Here is a 19,810-nt window from a genome sequence, read left to right as displayed (position 1 = left end):
CATTAGTAAAACACTAATGGCCTTTTTACATAGGTTAAGTCAAGTGATTATTACTTCCCTCCTGCTAATAACACAAATGAATTTTTTGAAATAGGAGATACATTGTAGCTCTTTACTCTTTTTAAGGTTTTTATATACTTTTCTGCTTCTATAAACGCTAATTCCATCGCACTTAAAGAAGCTTCTTCATTAATTTCAATTGTTTTAGAAATAACATCTCCATTAGAATACTCAACTGTCATTTTCCATTTTTTAATAGAATGAAAATTCCTTGAAACCAAGGCGTTTTCTTCTTTCTCATTTTTCTTTTCCTTTTTATCCTTCTCATTTACTGGATTCGAATACAGACAAGCAGCGTTTCCAAAGGTTACACAAAATAATGCAATTACTAATACGAGTTTCATTTTTAGGCGGTTTTGATTTGTATGATTCGAATATACAATTATTATTTGAATAATCAAATATTTTTTTAATAAAAATTTATTTGTATATTTATTCTATATAACACTATTAACAATGGTTAACAGGAAACTAAAAAAGCTTTTAAAAAAAAGTAAAGGAAGCAAAACTGTTTATGGAATTTCTAAGGCATTAGGAATTACACCTCAAGCTGGAGACTATATTGTGAAAAAGAAAAATCTAGCAAAAGATTTTGAACGTTTACAAAAAATTGCAGACTACATGGAAGTAGATGTAATTGATATTGTGGATATTAAAAAAAAGTAATACCATACATAAGCATGTTCAAAAACGTCTTTACAAGAATTTACCATTGTAATGACTTTCAAAATTGTTGTATTTAGTTATTTTTGATCTACATCAATCATCTGCTTTCTATGCAAATCTATCTTTACTTAGTTTCTTATTGTATACTTATCATTGGTATATCTATATATTTATCAAGATCTTCTACAAAAGAAGATTTTTTAATAGGAGGTAGAAATCGCAGTGGTTGGGCCATTTTGTTCTCCAAATTTGCTGGAGCGATTGGTGTAAGCACCTTAATTACTTATACTGGCTATGCCTATAAATTTGGATGGGGACTTTTTGCAATGTCCATTGGTTCTGTAATCGGTTATCTACTATTTGCATTTTGGGCGGCTCCAAAAATTAAGGGCTTATCTCTAAAAGGGAACTTTTATACACAAGGTGATTTACCAGCTTTTGTTACTAATAATACAACCACATCATTAATTACCAATATAATTACAGTAGTTGTACAATTCTTTTGGATATTATTATCATTAGCTGGTGGAGCAAAAGTGATTGAATATTTTGGGTTATTTTCCTATGATATATCGCTTATTATCACGGCTTCTGTTGTTTTAATCTATGTTTTGTTTTCTGGCTTTAAAGCAGTGATCATTACAGATATTATTCAAGCAGTTATTATCATAATATTTCTATGTTTATTGCTTTTTAATATGTTTGATTTAAATGATTTTACTACCATTATATCTACTAAGCCAAGTGAAAGTGTACAAATCGGAAGTATATTAGGACTAACTTTGTATGGAGGGTTATCTGTATTTGGATTAGCCGACAGATATCAGCTTTGTTATGCTGCAAAAGACATTAAGTCATTAAAAAAAGGGTTAGGTTTAGCCATTATACCTGTACTTTTTATTGCATTTTTATTATTGTTAGTTGGACTTTATGTGTATCAACAGAATGCTGGTTTGGATCCTGATATGGTATTTATTTATGCAATGCAAAACCTGGTTTCAACTTCATGGTTACCTATATTACTAGTCCTATTTTTTGCAGGATTAATGAGTACTGCTGATACTTCTGTTTTTGCAGTATCTTCTCATCTCATTTATCAATCTTCAGAAAAGCGAAAGGTACTATTATTACGTTATACTACAGTTATCACAATTATTATAGCTTTCATCATTGCTCATTTCTGGAAAAGCATAGTAGATATTACAATTGTAGGTGCAGCATTGAGAATGACACTTTCTGTTGCTATGATATATGTGATACGTAATAAGAAAAATAGTGGTCGTTTTATCGCAAGCGCTCTTGGTGGAGTTACCGGATTGATAATAGGCTTAGTTATTTTTGGGCCTAAACCTACTATAGCTATCACTGTTCTTTTAGGATCACTATTAGGACTGATCTATAGATCTAAGTAGTGCTGTTAAAGTATCCTTAAACCTAAAAGCTGAGAATTTTATCTTTTTATATTTGGGAAATACTCAAAATAAGTTTCAATTCAATTATTATGCGAAAATTACTATTTGTAATAGCATTGAGCGCTATTTCTATATATACTGCTGAAGCACAACGACCTGAAAAGCCTAATTCTGTTCAAATCCATGAAGCAATTAAAAAATTAAACTTTTTAGGATCCGTGTTATATGTTGCTGCACACCCAGATGATGAAAACACAAGACTTATTTCTTATATGGCTAATGCAGTAAAAGCAAGAACTGCATATTTATCGCTTACACGTGGTGATGGAGGTCAGAATTTAATTGGACCAGAGATCAGAGAATTATTAGGTGTCATACGAACCCAAGAATTGCTAGCAGCCCGTAATACAGATGGTGGAGAGCAAATATTTACACGTGCTAATGATTTTGGGTTTTCCAAGCATCCAGATGAAACATTGGCTATTTGGGATAAAAAAGAGGTTTTAGATGATGTGATTTGGGCGATAAGAAAGTTTCAGCCTGATGTGATTATTAATCGATTTAATCATAGAACTCCAGGAACAACGCATGGACATCATACTACATCTGCCATGTTAAGTGTTGAAGCATTTGACTTGGTTGCAGATCCAACTGTTTATCCAGAACAATTAAAACATGTACAACCTTGGCAACCTAAACGATTGTTTTTTAATACTTCATGGTGGTTCTATGGTAGTAGAAAGAATTTCGAAAAAGCTGATAAATCGAAATTTCTAGAGTTTGATACCGGAGTGTATTATTCTAATTTAGGACTTTCCAATACCGAAATAGCATCTCTTAGTAGAAGCCAACATAAATCTCAAGGGTTTGGAAGTACTGGTGTAAGAGGAAAACAGAAAGAATATGTAGAATTAATAAAAGGAGACTTACCGAAAGATAAAACTAATATTTTTGATGGAATTGATACTTCTTGGAACCGGATTAAAGGTGGAAAAGCTATTGGTGATATTTTGTATGATGTTGAAAAAAACTTTGATTTTAGAAATCCATCAGCCTCAATTAATCAACTGGTTAAAGCGTATCAATTAATCCAGCAATTAGAAGATCAGCATTGGAAGACGATCAAAACCAAAGAGATAAAAGCAATCATAGCAGCATCAACAGGACTTTATTTAGAAGCTGCGGCTACTGATCCATATACAACTGCCAATAGTGAAGTAACAGTAAAAATAGAAGCTATTAACAGAAGTAGTGTTCCAATTGGTTTAAAATCTGTCGATATTGCTACTATTGGCTCTTCTGTTACTCCAGATATTTCTTTAGAAGTAAATAAAAGAACCAATTTAGAATTAAAAGGAAAAATTGTCGCTGAAACTCAAAACACTACTCCGTATTGGTTAAATAATAAAGCTACTTTAGGAATGTATAGCGTAGCGAATCAAAAACTAATTGGAAATCCAGAAACAAAACATCAGACAGAAGCGGTTTTTTATATAGAAATTGGTGGAACGATTATACCATATTCAAAAGATGTTATTTATAAAACTAATGATCCAGTAAAAGGAGAAGTTTATAAACCTTTTGAAATTGTACCAGCCATTTCAGCTAGTATTGCGGATAAAGTAATTATTTATGCTAATGATCTTTCAAAGGAAATACCTATTACTATCAAAGCTTCAGAAGCTAATCTTAATGGAACTGTAACATTAGCACATCCAAATGGTTGGAAAGTTACGCCAGAAAGTTTTGATTTTAACCTTACTCAAAAAGGAGAAGAAAAGATAGTAACTTTTACGGTTACACCTCCTTCAAATCAGAGTGAAGGTTTTATTTCACCGCAAATAAAACTAACCAATGGAAAAACATATTCTGATGAGGTAATTACAATAGATTATGATCATATACCGTTTCAAACAGTTATTCTTCCTTCAGAAACAAAAGTAGTACGACTAGACATCAAAAAGAAGGGTCAAAATATAGGGTATATCGAAGGTGCTGGAGATGTAGTTCCAGAGAGTCTACAACAAATTGGTTATCAAGTAACAACTATTTCTCCAGAATCAATCTCTCAGAAAACTTTAGAACCATTTGATGCGATTGTAGTTGGAATTAGAGCGTATAATACTGTTGAAGAGTTAAAATTTGGACAAAAATATTTATTAGAATACGTTAAAAATGGAGGGAACCTTGTTATTCAGTATAACACAAATAGAAGATTAAAAGTAACTGATAATCTAGGGCCATATCCATTAAAATTATCCAGAGATAGAGTTACTGATGAAAATGCTGCTATCAAATTACTAGCAAAAGATCATGCTGTTCTGAATACACCTAATAAAATAACGAATAAAGATTTTGAAGGTTGGGTACAAGAAAGAGGTTTATATTTTCCAAATGAATGGTCTAACGAATACACACCTATAATAGCAGCAAATGACAAAGGAGAATCTTCGAAAAAAGGAGCTTTATTAGTGGCCAAATATGGAAAAGGATATTATGTGTATACCGGACTAAGCTTCTTTAGGGAGTTCCCTGCCGGAGTATCTGGAGCTTATCGATTATTTGCAAATATGTTATCTTTAGGAAAGTAAAATCAATTAAGATTTTTATAAGATTCATAAATCTTAAATTTCTAAGGAATTCATAGCGATTCAATAAGTTTAATAAATAATATTTCTTGAGATCATTTTTGCATGGAATGAGCCATAACAATTAGTTGATACCCATCTAAATGATTATTGGGGAATTCCATATGAGGATTGAAGAAAAAATAAAACAGAAACAGATGAAAGACTCATCTAAAATAATTTGGAAAAAACTTTATACGATTGTTTTAATAGCTAACATCGTATACTTAGCATTTTTTTATTGGATTACTACAACTTTTTCTTGATAATTCTAAATCTTAAAACTATCTAAGTACTAACAGTCATTTTTTTGACAAAAGACAACTAACTAACATATGCAACTCGTAGACTGGATCATACTTATTGGAACTTTATTATTTATAGTTTTATATGGTGTATGGAAAACAAGAGGTAGTAAAAATGTACAAGATTACATACGTGGTGGAAATGAAGCCAAATGGTGGACCATAGGTCTTTCAGTAATGGCAACACAAGCTTCTGCAATTACTTTTTTATCTACTCCAGGACAAGCATTTCATAGCGGAATGGGGTTTGTTCAGTTTTATTTTGGTTTACCCATTGCAATGATCATTATATGTATTGTATTCATTCCATTGTACCATAAATTAAAAGTATATACTGCATATGAATATTTGGAAAACCGATTTGATCTTAAAACAAGAACCATAACAGCATTTTTCTTTCTAATCCAAAGAGGATTGGGAGCTGGAATTACCATATTTGCGCCCGCTATCATATTATCAGCTGTGTTAGGATGGGATTTAACAACCTTAAATATTATCATAGGTATTTTAGTTATTATCTATACAGTTTCTGGAGGGACAAAGGCGGTAAGTGTTACTCAAAAGCAGCAAATGGCCATCATATTTACAGGTATGTTTATAGCTTTTTTCCTGATTATTAGCTACCTACCTGAAGATATTACTTTTTCTAAAGCCCTTGATATCGCAGGAATTAGTGGGAAAATGGAGGTTTTGGATTTTTCTTTTGATTTAAGTAATCGATATACCGTTTGGACTGGTATTATAGGAGGAACATTTTTAATGCTTTCTTATTTTGGAACTGATCAAAGTCAGGTTCAACGGTATTTATCGGGACGATCTATACGCGAAAGCCAACTAGGATTGTTATTTAATGGTTTATTAAAAATACCGATGCAGTTTTTTATACTCTTAGTAGGTGTTATGGTATTTGTATTCTATCAATTTAATGCAGCTCCACTAAATTTTAATCCTGCAGCTAGTACCGCAATTCAGAACACACAATATGCCGAAGAATATAGTGCATTAGAAGATAAATTATCGGAAATTCAAGAATATAAAAAAACATCCATCCAAAATTATTTGAATTCCAATACTTCGAAAGAAGCTTCGGATGCAAGAAAATTAATGATTGCACTAGAAAGTTCTGAAAAGAAAACAAGACAAAGCGCTAAGGATCTGATAAAAGAAGCAGATGATACCGTAGAAACGAATGACAAAGATTATGTATTTATTCATTTTATTCTAAATAACCTTCCTAGAGGTTTGATAGGTCTATTACTTGCTGTAATCCTTTCTGCAGCAATGTCTTCTACAGCTTCAGAATTAAACGCTTTAGCTTCTACCACTGCTATTGATCTCTACAAGAGAAATATTACCGAGGAAAAAAGTGAGCAACATTATGTGTCAGCTTCTAAACTCTTTACATTGATCTGGGGAATTATAGCAATTTTAGTTGCTTGTTTTGCTAACCTTTTTGACAACTTAATTCAATTGGTAAATATCATTGGATCTATATTTTATGGGAATGTTTTAGGTATATTCTTATTGGCTTTCTTTATAAAATTTGTGAAAAGCAATGCTGTTTTTATGGCAGCTATTATTACTCAACTATTCATTATATATGTTTGGTGGCAAGACTGGCTTCCTTTCCTTTGGTTAAACGCTCTTGGATGCGGAGTTGTAATGTTTTTGGCAGTCTTACTAGAACCTTTTATTCCTACTAGTGAAATTGAGGTGGAAGAAGAATAAACAAATAAAGGGAAGCCATTAATTGGCTTCCCTCGTAAATTTTTTTATACTGTTTAGTATAAATCACAAATCCATAAACAAGCATCGACATCATCTACCATTGCAACAAATTTTCCGTTACAATAACACTCAATAGTTGAATTTGGTATTGTTGGATCTTCTTTTCTACCACCTCTGATGGATTTTTGTTCTACTTTATTTAAGGTATTTCCTAAGTTTGAAATTTTTTTTAACATAATTTTCATTATTCTAATTAACAATAAGTATCATAACAAACAACTCCTGCATATGTCATTCCTATACCGCAGAAGAGTACACAAGCTGGAGTACCAATACCTAATGTACCACCAATACAACCTGCATGACATATAACAGCTCCAGCATAAGCAGCTCCAACACATAAATAATATCTCCAGTTGCAACCAAAATAATCACTTCCAAAAGATGACTTATTTTGCTCAAATACCTTTGCGAAGGAATATTCTAAATCACTTTGTTTTACGTTTCCATATTTTTTTAAAATTATACTCCATTTTTTTGAAAAATTTTTAGAATATTCTGTTGTTTTTGTAGACACAGGATAAGCTAATAATTTGTCTAACTCTCTTGCTTCTTCATTAAACTCTAATCCTTGTTCTTGCAAAGCTATAAGTCTATTCTGTAACTCATTAACATTTAAAGTACTTTTACTAATGACATTTTCAAGAAACGATGCGTACTTTTCCATTTCCAGAGTCAAAGAAATAAAATCTTTATCCTCACTAAGTAGAGCTGAAATTTGGCGAGTACTTTTTTCAATGGAATCATTTTGTATTAATTGATTTTCAACACTATCATCTGTAGAACAACTAATTACAAATAGCGACAAGCAGAATAAGAAGATTGATTTTTGTAAAATATTTAATTTTAATGTTTTCATTTTTAATGAATAATTTAGATTTTTATAAATTAATTATTGGTAAAAAGATCACTCAGGTAAATTATCCTAAGTGATCTCTCCTTTTTTTGAGATAATGCAACTATTCTGGAATACACATTAAATCTCCTAAAAACCTGTTCGCACAGCGATATCCAGGACCACACATAAAATTAATTCCACAAATGTCCGGTTCTCTTTTTAATCCTCCTGCAATAGATTTCTGTTCGTTTTTGTTTAGCTTCTTCCCTAAGCTTGAAATGTTTTTTAACATGATTAAAAATTTTAAATTATGATGAATACTATGATCATTTATAGACATTCATAGCTTATGTCTTATTCTTCGCGAAAGAATTTTTAACTATAAATAGAAAAGAAACAATAGTAACTTTTACTAATTATGCCACCTTGTTACCATAATTAGATTTTTGTTACCCAAAAAAATTATCTTTTTTTCAAAAAAAGCAATAGAGCACTGATTATCAGTGCTGAAAAAACTAAAAAAAGAACTGTATTTAGCAGTAAATTTGAAGAAAAAAGTTTGGTTTCAGAATCACCAATCAATACAAAAGTAGCCCAATAGTATGGAGATGCATCAGACAGAGAGGCTGATGACAAATAATTGATCTTAGCATTATGCAAAGCTTGAGATTTAGATTGTCCTTTACTTAAGTTTTGATAAAAATCTTCCATAATCTTTGCTGTAGCTTTATCATTTGCATTCCATAAAGATGAAACAACTGTATTCGCTCCTGAGTTAAAAAAACCTCTTGCTAAACTCATAATACCTTCGCCTTTTTCTATTTTCCCTAAAGAAGTATTACAGGCACTTAGTACAACTAGTTCAGCTTGGTTTTTATAGGTGTATAACTCATGATACTCTAAATTAGTATCATGAAATGCTATTTGAAGGTTATCAGAGAAATTGGCATGCGTAGCTAAGTGAATTATTTTATAATTTTCTGTACCAGACAAAAAATTCTGTTTAGATGCCTGTTTTCTGCCATACCTATCTCCCACTACACTTTTAGAGATACCTTCTATCTCCATTTTACTATCACTAATATCCTCAAGATCATCGTGCATAAAATATACAGGAGCAAAACTCACTAAATCCTTTGAAGAAGCTCGTTTTACAGTTGTATTATACTTTAAAAAGGAYATAGAATATGCATAGCTTATTTCATTGTCTTGAATAAGATATCTATTTAAATTTTTATCATTTACTAAGGATTCAAATGGAATATATTGTAAAGCTCCATCTGGAATGATAATCAAATGTTTCCCATTTAAAGGTTCTGCTATCTTTTTCTGTGGAATTAACAATTTATATAATCTTGAAGCCGTAGTTTGAAACTTTAACCTATCATCTTCAGTCTCAAAAGGTCTTGACAACTGTTCACGGTACTTTAGAATATGATTCTCAATGGTATCCAGCTCTCCTATTTTTACAACTTCAATCTGGTTCATCGATATGAAAACTGCATACATGAAATTAAAATCATCATTATTTTCATCTCGATTGCTTACATAAGATATAATAACTTCATTCTCCTCTAAGTTTTCCTGAATCTTTGTTACCTCAACAATTTTATTTGTTTGTTTTTCTTTGTAATACTTTGGAAATAAAAATCTTAAAGAATCTTGTAATCTATCATATCTCTGTTTTAGCGAAAAACGCTTATTTTTCAATAATAAAACACTATCACTATTTTTTAGATTAACTAAATCATTTTCTAAAGCTAAAATTTGTCTTTTCAGTCCTATTTCTTGTTGCAAAATTGTATCTGATAGCTGAGACTTATGTATATTTTTTATAATATCTTCAGTGAGTAGTAGTGATTTCTTTTTTTCCGAGAAATAAAACGCTTTTTCTTTATTATCTAAAATTTCACAAACTAATATCCCTTTAAAATAAATTTCTGAAGCTTCTTTACGCCAATATAATCTAGAACCTTCCTCAACACTATCCCGTAATAGAATATCTATTAAATTGTCTGCAGATATTAAATTAGAAAGTGCCAATTCTGCATACGTTTGATCATTTTCTTGTTTATGCAATTTTATGAAAATAGTGGCCTTTTGAATAATCGCAACAAGCGCATTATACTTGTTAATTGCCCCTGTTAAATTTTCCCTATTAGGCAAGCTCTCCACATTTTGAGAAATACCAATACTATAGGTGAGAGATCTATGTATGAGATCCAAAGCATCTTTATATTGGCCTCTAGCATTAAAATAGTTACTCAAATTATGATATAACAAAGATTTTTCCTCATCATTAGTGCTGTATTGTAAACCTAATCTTAGAAAATAACGAGCACTATCTCTTTGTATAGAATTTTTAGCATCGATATATAAATTTCCTAAATTGGAATATGTTCTTGCCAATATAGAAGAGTCTTTTATTTCTGAAGCAATTTTTAGATTTCGTTGATAATAATATTTTGCCTTGTCAAAATTATAAGTTGCATTGCTATTGTAATAATTAGCATAATCATTATTAAGACTTATATAATCTCTTATTGGAAAAGTTGAATCAACTTTTCCAATAAGAGCATCTGTCTTATCCATTACCTTTAATTTTTCTAATGAACTATCATGAGTATCCATCTCCCCTAATAAGTGAGAATACCCAAGATACTTTTTGATCAACAATTTTTTTCTATTAAATTTCTCTAAAATGAAAATACCTTGTGTATAATAATCATTGGCTTTGTAAAAATCACCTTTAAGAAAATAATAATTACCTAATTCACAAAAAGATTTTCCTCTGCTATACTCATCCGTATTGATATTCACCACCTCTTTATAAAACATGTGTGAATAATCTATTTCTCCGGATTTCGCATAAAAAAGTCCTAGGTTATATAGCGCTCCAGCATATTTATCATTTTTCAATTTCAGTTTTTGATATAAGGAAATTTCTAATTCACTATACTTGATAGCATCTTCGTATAATTTCCTTTTATAAAGTTCACGAGAATACTCATGGGCAACCTCAATACTATAAAGCAAATCATTATGAGATAAATGAACTGCTAGTATACTATCAATCTTCATTGTTTTGTCTGATATATCAATATCAGAACGATCCAAAACAGATTTATAATCTGAAGAAAACTGTTGTGAATTCCCCTTTATATTAAATAGTGCTACAAGAATTAGTGTTAAAAAATATTTCACAATATCAATTCCCTTTGTAATCTTCACAAGTTGCGTATACAGTAGCTTTATCTACTTCTTCATTATCAGCATCTATAATAGCTTTCGGTTTACCTTTAAAAAAGATGAGTGTATTTACTTCCCAAACTTCAACATCCTTTATATCGCAAGAATTCCATCTAACAAGCAAACCAGAATTAAAGTAGTTATTACGAATAGAATCTTTTACAGCATCTCTTGTTCCTGACACATATTCTATTAAAACATTTGTAGTCTCAACACTCATTCGTTTCGTAAAATCATATTCTTGATTCTCTTCGGTTATATTATCAACACTACATCCAAAAAGAATTACAGAGCATATTACAAACATTACTATCTTACAAAAATTACCTTTTCCCATTTTTTTACTTTTTATTAATAATTATTAATTTTTAGCTAATTGGTTACCAAAACTTACATTTTGTTACCCAATTTTCTCAAAAAAATTATTTTTGCATCGGATTTACGATACACGAATGACTGATAAAACAGAATATCTTACAAGCTTACTTACTAATGATTCAAAAGGAATAATGAAAATTTATACCTTGGTATTTCCTAGAGTAAGAAAATTTGTTTTACAAAATAAAGGTCAACAACAAGATGCTGAGGATATATTTCAGAAGGCTTTAATACRAATAACGGTTAGATATAGAAAAGAGCAATTTGAAATCAACAACAGTTTTGAAGCTTATTTATTTACTTCATGTAAAAATCTATGGCGTAAAGAATTAAATAAATCCAAAAACAGGGTAACAAATAGTGAAATTGTAGAACTAGTTCCCGAAGAAAGAGAAATGGCTTTAAGTATTTTAGAGCAAAAAAGATGGGAATTATTTAAGGAAAAACTAAACTTGATTTCGGATAACTGTAAAAAGGTTCTAACATTATTTTTCAATGGAGTTTCCTATCCGGAAATTGTCAAAAAAATGAAGTATAGTTCCGAAACCGTTGCAAGACAACGAGTATTTAAATGTAAAACCAAATTATCAGAGACCATAAAAACCGACAAACGTTATATATCTCTTAAAAAACTATGAGTATCGAAGACGACATATTAATTCAAAACTTTCTTAAGAATACCCTTTCGGAGGAGGAAAGGCAAAAAATATTGTCCAAAATGGAGATTGATGAGAGTTTTCGAGAAAAAATAAACTTTGAAAAACAATTATTCCTTAATCTAAATGATTCTGAATGGAGTACCAGTAATGCTCATGAATTACCAGAAGTTAAGGAATATGAGGATTTGATTAAAAGCAATACTACTCAAGAACTTAAAGATACTATTACCAAAGTCAATATAGAATATCAGGATATACAAAAGAAAAGGTCAAAGTCTTCATGGATATATGCTATTGCCGCAACAATTGCAATATTGATTGGAACATATATATTTTCTCTTTATAACACTACATCATATCAAGAACTGTATGCAAATTATTTAAGTATTTCTGATTTACCTTCATTGGTGGATCGTGGCAAAACCAATAAACAACCACTAATAGAAGCGCAGAAATTATTTGAAAACAAAAAATATAAAGAAACCTTAGAAATTTTAACAAAAGAAATAAACACGATAGAAAAGGACAAAGCGACTGTGTATTTATATATAAGTATTTCTCAAATGGAATTAAATCAATTTGAAGATGCTGAAAAAACTTTTGATCTTCTTATTAATAGCAAACTACTAGATGCACCAAAAGGAACGTGGTATAAAGCGCTATTATTTATTAAACAAAACAGAATAGAAAAAGCAAAAGAATTATTGAATGAAATTGCAAAGTCATCTACGAATTACAAATCTCAAGAAGCTTTACAACTTTTAGAAGAGCTATAAAAAATAAGCCTACAAATCTAGATTTGTAGGCTTATTAATTTACTTTTAAATACTATTTATTTTCAAATTACATTTTCAGATCTTTATTATCTTTTTCATAATTAAATAAATAATCGATGTCCATTTCCTGAACCTCTCCTAGTTTTTTCAAAGCATTCATATCTACATCTTTTTTATTACCTATCACAAGAACATTATAATTCTCACCTTTGATATTCTCGTTAAAGAAAGATTTCAGGTCTGCTAGTTCCATGTTCTTGATGGTATTATAAATCTCTTCACGGTTATCATTATCAATACCTCGTTTCTTAAGATTCTCATATGTCCAAAAAATGTTAGACTTAGTAATCCGTTGAGCTGCTATTTTCTTAAGCGTTGCTTCTTTTGCCTGCTTAAATTGTTCTTCTGCTTCTGGCATATCTGTCATTAACTCCATCATAGCATCCACTGCTTCAGGCAATTTGTTTGCTTGAGTACCAACATAAGCCATTATGTAATCTGAAGTTCCCACTTCTCTTCCTTGACTATAGCTAGAGAAAGCGGAATACGCTAGTGATTTTGATTCTCTGATTTCCTGAAACACAATAGAAGACAATCCACTACCAAAATAGGTGTTAAATAATCTAGAAGCTGCCATTTTTTTAGGATCAAATTCTGCTCCTTTTGCTAATAATAGCATCTCGCTTTGTACCATATCATAATCTACAAAGTATACATTACCACCAGTTTCTTTTTCTAAATAAATTGTTTTCTCAGGATAATCTTGTAAATCACTTTTTACAATATGATTTTTATCTAAAGAAGCGGTAGCTGCATTTATATCATTTCCATAATAGAATATACGCTGCTTATAGTTACGCAGTTCTTTAACCTTATCAACCAATTCCTGAGGGTTTATTGCTTGTAATTCTGAGGCAGAATAGATATTACGTAAACGAGAATTTTCTCCATACTTACCGTAACTCATAAGTCCATTCCAAAAGATATTTCCTTTTTGAGTTTTATTGTCTTTACGACCTTTTAATACTTTCTCTACGTATTTATCATATGTCTCCTGATTTGGTACTGCATTATTCCACAATTCCTCTAATAAAGATAGACCAGCATCAAGATTCTCCTTAAGTCCTGAAATTCCAACATAGGTTTTATCGTCTGCTGTAAATACATTATAACTAACTCCAATTTTATAAAACTCTTGTTTAAGTTGTTCTGGAGTATATTTATCAGTTCCTAAGTAATCTAAATATCCAGCAGCCAAAGACATTTTTGGATCATGATCTTTACCCATATCAAATATGATATTTAAGCTAAAAATATCATTATTTGGATTTTCTATATGGGATATGGACAATCCACTCTTAGTATTACTTTCTTTTATTGCTTTTTTATAATCTATAAACTGTGGAGTTAATGCTGGAGTTTTTATTTTATTGAACTCTTTTAAGAAATCAGATTCTTTATCTCTATTTAATTCAATTGGTGTGATACCAGGATTTTCCACCTTCACAATACTCTTATCTTCTCCCTTAATTTTATGAACTTCTACATAATTAGTTCCATATAATTCATTCGCAAATGTTACGATCTCCTCTTTAGTTATCTCTTTCATATTATCTAACATTTCAAGACGACTTTTCCAATCTTGAAAACCAATAAATGCTTCTAAATATGAGTATGCAGTGGAAGAAGCATTTTCATATTCTCTTATTTTAGATAAACGCAGATCATTTACAACAGCATCTATCAACCAATCTTCAAATTCTCCTTTTTTAATTTTATCAATTTGTTGTAACAATAAATCTCTAACTTCATCCAGTGTTTGATCTTCTTTTGGTGTACCATACAAAAGGTGAAATCCATAATCATTATCAAAATTTGTAAATGAAGAAGCATTTTGTACCAACTGTTTTTGATTTAAATTTAAATCAATCAAACCTGCTTGAGAATTTGCCAACATATAATCAATTAGGGTTACTATTACTTCTTGTTTAGACCCTTTTCCTTCTGTTCTAAAAGCTACATATATAGATTCTGCTGTAGGACCATATACTTCCTTTTTTACAGGAGAAGTAAGTGGTTGTAATGGATCAAACTTTGGATGAGAAACCTCTTTCTTCTTATAAGACCCAAAGGATTCGTTTACTTTTTTAATTGTAGCATCAAAATCTATATCTCCAACCAAAATTACGGCCATATTATTTGGCACATAATACTTATCAAAATATGCATGAATAGCCTCCATTGAAGGGTTTTTGAGGTGTTCAGACACTCCTATTGTAGATTGAGTACCATAAGGATGGGTAGGATATAACCCTTGTAAAACTGCATCATATTGTTTCCATCCATCATTATCTTGTCCTCTGTTAAATTCTTCGTATACAGCTTCTAATTCAGTATGGAATAAACGTAATACCAATTTACTAAAACGCTCACTTTCTACTTTTAGCCACTTGTCCAATTCATTAGTAGGAATTTTATTTACGTATACTGTTTGCTCGTTAGAAGTAAAAGCATTAGTTCCTTCAGCTCCTAAAGAACCCACAAGCTTATCATATTCATTTGCAATAGATATCTTCGACGCTTCCTGAGAAACTTCATCTATCTTTTTATAAATCTCCTTCTTTTTTTCTGGATCCTTTTCTGCTTTATGAGACTCATATAAGTCAGAAATCTCTTTTAAAAGAACTTTTTCTTTTTCAAAATCTTGAGTACCTATTTCATCAGTCCCTTTAAAAACCATGTGCTCTAAATAATGAGCCAATCCTGTATTATCAGCAGGATCATAGGTAGATCCGGCACGAACTGCTATAAGCGTTTGTATCTTCGGTTCTTCTGGATTTTTTCCTAAGTAAACTTTTAAACCATTCTCCAGTGTATAAAGACGAAGTCCTGTTGGGTCATTCGAAACTGTTTCATATGAAAATCCAGAAGGATCTGTATGCGTTTCTACTGCAAGTGTTTTCTCTGGTTTCGCTTCTTGATCTGATGAATTCTTACAATTACTCAGTAATAGTACTAAGGATAAAAGTAAGAGTGACTTTAATGATTTCATTTAGATAATTTAAGTTAATTGAATCTTTAATATTTTATGGAACGTAAAATGTTAATATATGTTACAGTTTTTAAGAGTACTTTAACATTGATATGAAATAAAAAAAGCGCAAAAGATTTAATCCTTTGCACTTTTATTTAATTTATAAATTTTACTATTAGAAATAATAATAAAATGCTTGTATTTAAATTAGCCCAAAACTTCAGCTACTTTTTTACCAATTTCTGCAGGAGAATCTACTACATGAATACCACACTCTCTCATTATCGCTTTTTTAGCAGCTGCGGTATCTTCACTTCCACCTACTATCGCACCAGCATGCCCCATTGTACGACCAGCAGGAGCAGTTTCACCTGCGATAAATCCTACGACTGGTTTAGAAGTTCCACTTTCTTTTATCCATTTTGCTGCATCAGCTTCTAATTGTCCTCCTATTTCTCCAATCATAACTACACAACTAGTTTCAGGATCATTGATTAATAACTCTACAGCTTCTTTTGTAGTAGTTCCAATAATTGGATCTCCTCCAATACCAATAGCTGTAGTAATTCCTAAACCTTCTTTAACAACCTGATCTGCAGCTTCATAAGTTAGGGTACCTGACTTAGATACGATTCCAACATTTCCTTTTTTGAATACAAAACCTGGCATAATACCAACCTTAGCTTCTCCTGGAGTTATTACTCCCGGACAGTTAGGTCCAATAAGTCTGCAACCTTTGCCCTTTATATAGTTAGAAGCTGTAATCATATCTGCTACTGGAATTCCTTCAGTAATTGTAATAATTACTTTAATTCCAGCATCAGCAGCCTCCATAATAGCATCTGCAGCAAATGCAGGTGGAACAAAAATAATAGTAGTATCAGCACCAACTTCTTTAACAGCTTCTTCTACAGTGTTAAAAACTGGTTTATCTAAGTGGGTTTGTCCTCCTTTACCTGGTGTAACTCCACCAACCACATTCGTACCATATTCAATCATTTGACCTGCATGAAAAGTACCTTCACTACCGGTAAAACCTTGAACTATTATTTTAGAATCCTTATTTACTAGAACACTCATTGCGTTATTATTTTTTTATTTTTTTTTGCAGTTTCAAAAGTACGGTTTTGAATACGATAGTTAAAATGAAAAGTCAAAAAAATCTTTTTTTAAGACTTTTTAATTTTATCCTACTTCAATACCACTTTTTCTTAAAATTTAGATATGATTTCTTGGATATGACTAAATTAACTAGCCAAAAATGATTTTAAATTTTCTTGAGAAGTATCCCCTTGTTGACTAATTTGATAGCCTCTATATAATTTACCATCTTTTAGTTCCCAAATGGCAATAAAATGAGCAATTACTTCTTCCTGATCTGGTCTTTCGATAGTTTTAGCAACATAAGTATATCTAACTGTAACCATACCATCTTCCTCTAAAAGGTGGCTAATTTCACATCGAAATGTTTCAAAAGAACTTGACATTTCTTTAAACATCGTTTTAATGTCATCAAATCCTTTTTTGTTATAGCCAAAACTACTATTCCAATTCAACTCTACTTCAGGATGTAAATATTCAGAAAAGGCTTCGATATTATGTATTAAATCTGTTTGATAAAAAGATTTTACGACCTCTTTTGCTGTTTTACTCATTATTCTTCAATTTTTCTATTAATTCAGGTATTTGCCTGATGGCAGCAATTTCTTTATATTTTTTTCTAAAATTATCTGCTGGAGTACCAAAATAACTTTTATTACCTTCTAAGGATTTACTTATTCCTGATTGTGCAGAAACAATAGCTTTAGTACCAATTGTAATTCCGCTAGTGACTCCTACCTGTCCCCATAAAGTCACTTCATCCTCTATAATTACACAACCGGCAATACCCACCTGAGATGCAATTAAGCATTTTTTTCCAATAACCGTATCATGTCCAATATGTACTTGATTATCAATCTTAGTACCTTCTTTAATGGTAGTATCTCCGGTAACTCCTCTATCGATTGTACAAAGGGCCCCTAGATCTACATTATCTTCTATAACAACACGACCTCCAGAAATTAGCTTGTCAAATCCTTCTGGCCTATTTTTATAATAGAATGCATCTGCTCCTAAGACAGTTCCTGAATGTATCGTAACATTATTACCAATTACAGTTCCATCGTATACGCTTACATTTGAATGAATTAAGCAGTTATCTCCAATCACTACATTATTTCCAATAAAAGCTCCTGGTTGTACCACGGAATTTTCACCAATTATAGCACTCTCTGATATTATTGAAGTTGCTTTTTCAAAAGGTTTAAAATAATTCGTTAGTACATTAAAATCTCTAAAAGGATCATCAGAAATTAGCAATGCTTTTCCTTCTGGACAATCAACTTTTTTATTAATTAACACTACTGTTGCGGGACTTTCCAAAGCCTTATCATAGTATTTTGGATGGTCTACAAAAACAATATCTCCAGGAGTTACTACATGAATCTCATTCATTCCTAGTACTGGAAAATCTGGGCTACCTATAAATTCTGAAGAAATAATAGTAGCTATTTGTTGAAGTGTATGGGTTTGAGGAAACTTCATTATCTTATTAAAATTCAGAAAAAACTGCGGAATTATTCCTTAATACGTTCTTTATAAGTTCCTTTTTCAGTTTCAATTTTAATCTTATCACCTTCATTGATAAAAAGAGGCACCATTACTTCAGCTCCTGTTTCTACGGTAGCTGGTTTTGTAGCATTAGTAGCCGTATTACCTTTAACACCAGGTTCTGTAGCTGTAACTTCTAGAATAACACTAGCCGGCATCTCCACAGAAAGAGGCATCTGATCTTCAGAGTTGATAATTACCGTAACGATCTCACCTTCTTTCAATAATTCCGGAGCATCAAGTGTAGATTTTTCTAATGTTATCTGATTATAATCTTCTGTATTCATAAAGTGATGTGTATCACCTTCAGCATACAAAAATTGAAATTTATGAGTTTCTACACGTACATCTTCAATCTTATGTCCAGCAGAAAATGTATTATCGATAACCTTTCCGGTTGTCACACTTTTTAATTTCGTACGAACAAAAGCTGGTCCTTTTCCTGGTTTTACATGTAAAAACTCAACAATCTTATAAATATCGTGATTATATTTTATACATAATCCATTTCTTATATCACTAGTATTTGCCATTGTTATTCTTGTTACTTAATATTATTTATATGTATTAATTAGAGAAATATCCTTTCATGATACCTCTTTGTGAGTTTTTAATAAACTCTAATACTTCATCTCTTTCAGGTGTAGCTTCCATCTCAGCTTCTATAATAGCTACTGCTTGGGTATTATTATAATTACTTTGATATAATATCCTGTATATGGATTGAATTTCTCTAATCTTTTCTGTAGAAAACCCTCTTCTTCGTAAACCTATAGAATTAATTCCCACATATGATAAAGGTTCTCGAGCAGCTTTTACGTATGGAGGCACATCTTTTCTTACCAAAGAACCACCAGTTACGAAAGCATGATTACCAATACTACAGAACTGTTGAACAGCAGCCATTCCTGCTAAAACCACATGATCACCTACATTTATGTGCCCTGCTAACGTACTATTATTGGAAAAGATACAGTTGTCTCCAACAATACAATCATGTGCAATATGACAATAAGCCATAATCCAACAGTTACTACCAATTTTAGTTTTCATCCTGTCAGTAGTACCTCTATTGATGGTAACACACTCTCTAATCGTTGTATTATCGCCTATTTCAGTAGTAGTATCTTCGTCATTAAACTTTTTATCTTGTGGTACTGCAGATATCACAGCTCCTGGAAAAATACTACAATTTTTACCTATTCGAGCTCCTTCCATTATAGTAACATTAGAACCTATCCAAGTTCCTTCACCGATTACTACATTATTATGAATCGTTGTAAATGGCTCAATAACTACATTTTTTGCAATTTTTGCTCCTGGATGAACATATGCTAAAGGTTGATTCATGTATCTTATTTTATTT

Annotated in this window: 18 protein-coding genes; 6 read left to right on the top strand and 12 right to left on the bottom strand. The window is 31.1% G+C overall.

Annotation, left to right across the window (positions count from 1 at the left end):
* Window positions 1–50: 50 nt before the first annotated feature.
* A complete protein-coding gene (locus GBO31_RS25085) occupies window positions 51–404 on the bottom strand; it encodes a hypothetical protein (RefSeq protein WP_219011385.1) in 354 nt (117 codons plus the stop codon).
* A 112-nt stretch (window positions 405–516) separates the two neighbouring features.
* On the opposite strand from GBO31_RS25085, the gene GBO31_RS25080 reads away from it, so the two are divergent.
* The 4 genes from GBO31_RS25080 (at window position 517) to GBO31_RS25065 (ending at window position 6,798) form a co-directional block, all read left to right on the top strand.
* Window positions 517–726 (top strand): hypothetical protein, encoded by a 210-nt coding sequence (locus GBO31_RS25080; protein ID WP_219011384.1) that lies wholly within the window; start codon window positions 517–519, stop codon window positions 724–726.
* Between the two features lie 110 nt (window positions 727–836).
* A complete protein-coding gene (locus GBO31_RS25075) occupies window positions 837–2,138 on the top strand; it encodes a sodium:solute symporter family transporter (protein ID WP_219011383.1) in 1,302 nt (433 codons plus the stop codon).
* Between the two features lie 89 nt (window positions 2,139–2,227).
* A complete protein-coding gene (locus tag GBO31_RS25070; RefSeq protein WP_219011382.1) occupies window positions 2,228–4,729 on the top strand; it encodes a PIG-L family deacetylase in 2,502 nt (833 codons plus the stop codon).
* Between the two features lie 371 nt (window positions 4,730–5,100).
* Window positions 5,101–6,798 (top strand): sodium:solute symporter, encoded by a 1,698-nt coding sequence (locus tag GBO31_RS25065; protein ID WP_219011381.1) that lies wholly within the window; start codon window positions 5,101–5,103, stop codon window positions 6,796–6,798.
* Between the two features lie 53 nt (window positions 6,799–6,851).
* Here the strand turns inward: GBO31_RS25065 and GBO31_RS25060 are convergent, their stop codons facing one another.
* From GBO31_RS25060 to GBO31_RS25040, 5 genes are all read right to left on the bottom strand, one after another.
* Window positions 6,852–7,043, bottom strand: a complete 192-nt coding sequence (locus GBO31_RS25060) for a hypothetical protein (protein WP_219011380.1) — start codon at window positions 7,041–7,043, stop codon at window positions 6,852–6,854.
* A gap of 8 nt (window positions 7,044–7,051) precedes the next feature.
* Window positions 7,052–7,717, bottom strand: a complete 666-nt coding sequence (locus tag GBO31_RS25055) for a hypothetical protein (protein ID WP_219011379.1) — start codon at window positions 7,715–7,717, stop codon at window positions 7,052–7,054.
* A gap of 100 nt (window positions 7,718–7,817) precedes the next feature.
* A complete protein-coding gene (locus GBO31_RS25050) occupies window positions 7,818–7,988 on the bottom strand; it encodes a hypothetical protein (protein WP_219011378.1) in 171 nt (56 codons plus the stop codon).
* 170 nt (window positions 7,989–8,158) lie between these two features.
* Window positions 8,159–10,927 carry a CHAT domain-containing protein gene (locus GBO31_RS27345; protein WP_219011377.1) on the bottom strand — a complete coding sequence of 923 codons (2,769 nt, stop codon included), beginning with the start codon at window positions 10,925–10,927 and terminating at the stop codon, window positions 8,159–8,161.
* Window positions 10,905–11,282 (bottom strand): hypothetical protein, encoded by a 378-nt coding sequence (locus GBO31_RS25040; protein WP_219011376.1) that lies wholly within the window; start codon window positions 11,280–11,282, stop codon window positions 10,905–10,907. The genes GBO31_RS27345 and GBO31_RS25040 overlap by 23 nt, the downstream gene beginning before the upstream one ends.
* Before the next feature lie 91 nt (window positions 11,283–11,373).
* On the opposite strand from GBO31_RS25040, the gene GBO31_RS25035 reads away from it, so the two are divergent.
* Window positions 11,374–11,961 carry an RNA polymerase sigma factor gene (locus GBO31_RS25035; protein WP_246615987.1) on the top strand — a complete coding sequence of 196 codons (588 nt, stop codon included), beginning with the start codon at window positions 11,374–11,376 and terminating at the stop codon, window positions 11,959–11,961.
* On the top strand, window positions 11,958–12,758 hold the full coding sequence (locus GBO31_RS25030) for a hypothetical protein (RefSeq protein WP_219011375.1): 801 nt from the start codon (window positions 11,958–11,960) through the stop codon (window positions 12,756–12,758). Before GBO31_RS25035 ends, GBO31_RS25030 begins: the two co-directional genes overlap by 4 nt.
* A gap of 67 nt (window positions 12,759–12,825) precedes the next feature.
* On the opposite strand, the gene GBO31_RS25025 is transcribed toward GBO31_RS25030, so the two are convergent.
* From GBO31_RS25025 to lpxA, 6 genes are all read right to left on the bottom strand, one after another.
* The gene (locus tag GBO31_RS25025; protein ID WP_219011374.1) at window positions 12,826–15,810 is read right to left on the bottom strand and encodes a M16 family metallopeptidase; all 2,985 of its coding nucleotides are present in this window, start codon (window positions 15,808–15,810) and stop codon (window positions 12,826–12,828) included.
* Between the two features lie 189 nt (window positions 15,811–15,999).
* The gene (sucD, locus tag GBO31_RS25020) at window positions 16,000–16,872 is read right to left on the bottom strand and encodes a succinate--CoA ligase subunit alpha (protein WP_219011373.1); all 873 of its coding nucleotides are present in this window, start codon (window positions 16,870–16,872) and stop codon (window positions 16,000–16,002) included.
* 167 nt (window positions 16,873–17,039) lie between these two features.
* Window positions 17,040–17,447, bottom strand: a complete 408-nt coding sequence (locus tag GBO31_RS25015) for a nuclear transport factor 2 family protein (protein ID WP_219011372.1) — start codon at window positions 17,445–17,447, stop codon at window positions 17,040–17,042.
* On the bottom strand, window positions 17,440–18,378 hold the full coding sequence (locus GBO31_RS25010) for a UDP-3-O-(3-hydroxymyristoyl)glucosamine N-acyltransferase (RefSeq protein WP_219011371.1): 939 nt from the start codon (window positions 18,376–18,378) through the stop codon (window positions 17,440–17,442). The genes GBO31_RS25015 and GBO31_RS25010 overlap by 8 nt, the downstream gene beginning before the upstream one ends.
* A 32-nt stretch (window positions 18,379–18,410) precedes the next feature.
* Window positions 18,411–18,977: an elongation factor P gene (efp, locus tag GBO31_RS25005; RefSeq protein ID WP_219011370.1), complete on the bottom strand. Its 567-nt coding sequence runs from the start codon at window positions 18,975–18,977 to the stop codon at window positions 18,411–18,413.
* A 34-nt stretch (window positions 18,978–19,011) separates the two neighbouring features.
* Entirely contained in the window at window positions 19,012–19,794 is a 783-nt protein-coding gene (lpxA, locus tag GBO31_RS25000; protein ID WP_219011369.1) for an acyl-ACP--UDP-N-acetylglucosamine O-acyltransferase, read from the bottom strand.
* Window positions 19,795–19,810: the final 16 nt, after the last annotated feature.

This window comes from Aquimarina litoralis, assembly GCF_019295435.1.
In the GTDB taxonomy this organism is placed as follows: Bacteria; Bacteroidota; Bacteroidia; order Flavobacteriales; family Flavobacteriaceae; genus Aquimarina; species Aquimarina litoralis_A.
The sequence above is the reverse complement of the archived record's forward strand: the minus strand, read 5'-3'. Positions and strand labels throughout refer to the sequence as shown.

What these genes read in the sequence shown, in the direction of transcription:
- lpxA (WP_219011369.1), bottom strand. Translation starts at nt 19,794, where the DNA reads ATGAATCAACCTTTAGCATATGTTCATCCAGGAGCAAAAATTGCAAAA.
- GBO31_RS25015 (WP_219011372.1), bottom strand. Translation starts at nt 17,447, where the DNA reads ATGAGTAAAACAGCAAAAGAGGTCGTAAAATCTTTTTATCAAACAGAT.
- GBO31_RS25055 (WP_219011379.1), bottom strand. Translation starts at nt 7,717, where the DNA reads ATGAAAACATTAAAATTAAATATTTTACAAAAATCAATCTTCTTATTC.
- GBO31_RS25030 (WP_219011375.1), top strand. Translation starts at nt 11,958, where the DNA reads ATGAGTATCGAAGACGACATATTAATTCAAAACTTTCTTAAGAATACC.
- sucD (WP_219011373.1), bottom strand. Translation starts at nt 16,872, where the DNA reads ATGAGTGTTCTAGTAAATAAGGATTCTAAAATAATAGTTCAAGGTTTT.
- GBO31_RS25010 (WP_219011371.1), bottom strand. Translation starts at nt 18,378, where the DNA reads ATGAAGTTTCCTCAAACCCATACACTTCAACAAATAGCTACTATTATT.
- GBO31_RS25085 (WP_219011385.1), bottom strand. Translation starts at nt 404, where the DNA reads ATGAAACTCGTATTAGTAATTGCATTATTTTGTGTAACCTTTGGAAAC.
- GBO31_RS25060 (WP_219011380.1), bottom strand. Translation starts at nt 7,043, where the DNA reads ATGAAAATTATGTTAAAAAAAATTTCAAACTTAGGAAATACCTTAAAT.
- GBO31_RS25080 (WP_219011384.1), top strand. Translation starts at nt 517, where the DNA reads ATGGTTAACAGGAAACTAAAAAAGCTTTTAAAAAAAAGTAAAGGAAGC.
- GBO31_RS25025 (WP_219011374.1), bottom strand. Translation starts at nt 15,810, where the DNA reads ATGAAATCATTAAAGTCACTCTTACTTTTATCCTTAGTACTATTACTG.
- GBO31_RS25040 (WP_219011376.1), bottom strand. Translation starts at nt 11,282, where the DNA reads ATGGGAAAAGGTAATTTTTGTAAGATAGTAATGTTTGTAATATGCTCT.
- GBO31_RS25065 (WP_219011381.1), top strand. Translation starts at nt 5,101, where the DNA reads ATGCAACTCGTAGACTGGATCATACTTATTGGAACTTTATTATTTATA.
- GBO31_RS25070 (WP_219011382.1), top strand. Translation starts at nt 2,228, where the DNA reads ATGCGAAAATTACTATTTGTAATAGCATTGAGCGCTATTTCTATATAT.
- GBO31_RS25075 (WP_219011383.1), top strand. Translation starts at nt 837, where the DNA reads ATGCAAATCTATCTTTACTTAGTTTCTTATTGTATACTTATCATTGGT.
- GBO31_RS25050 (WP_219011378.1), bottom strand. Translation starts at nt 7,988, where the DNA reads ATGTTAAAAAACATTTCAAGCTTAGGGAAGAAGCTAAACAAAAACGAA.
- efp (WP_219011370.1), bottom strand. Translation starts at nt 18,977, where the DNA reads ATGGCAAATACTAGTGATATAAGAAATGGATTATGTATAAAATATAAT.